Origin of the sequence: Streptococcus mitis (genome assembly GCF_047463435.1) — a bacterium.
In the GTDB taxonomy this organism is placed as follows: Bacteria; Bacillota; Bacilli; order Lactobacillales; family Streptococcaceae; genus Streptococcus; species Streptococcus mitis_DS.
The window spans coordinates 1-542 of the sequence record NZ_JASHDW010000032.1 but is presented as its reverse complement, the minus strand read 5'-3'; the positions used below and the strand labels follow the sequence as shown (position 1 = coordinate 542).

1 protein-coding gene is annotated in these 542 nt (G+C 43.2%); it reads left to right on the top strand.

From position 1 onward, the window contains the following. On the top strand, positions 1-542 hold a 542-nt coding region (locus tag QM843_RS09855; RefSeq protein WP_414399245.1), incomplete at both ends, for a mucin-binding protein.

Below are 542 nucleotides of genomic sequence, written 5' to 3'. Positions count from 1 at the left end.
GTAACCCTTTCAGAACGTGTTGAACCAGTTAACCCAGATAACCCAACCCCACAACCAAATACACCAGTCAATCCAGGACAACCAGATAGCCCACGTTGGCCAGGTACAGTTGAAAACTTGGATAACAAAGAAAGCGTTAGCCGTACCATCCATTATGTTTACGAAGATGGAAGCAAGGCTAAGGATGATGTGGTTGAAACACTGAACTTCAAACGTTGGAGCAATGTCAACTTGGTAACAGGTCATATTGACTTCCAAGACTGGACAACTAATGATGATACGTTTGATAAAGTAGTCTCTCCAACTATCGCAGGTTACACAGCGGATAAATCAGAAATCCCAGCTGTAAGCGGAGTGAAGGCTAAAGACCAAGACCGTGTTGAAACAGTCACTTACCGTAAGGATGCTCAAAAAGCTATTATCCGTTATGTAAGCACTAACGGTAACCGTGTTCTCACAACAGATGAAGTGACAGGTAAGTCAGGTGAAGCCATTGCCTACAGCACAACAAGTCAAATCACAGAATTCAAGAAACAAGGCTA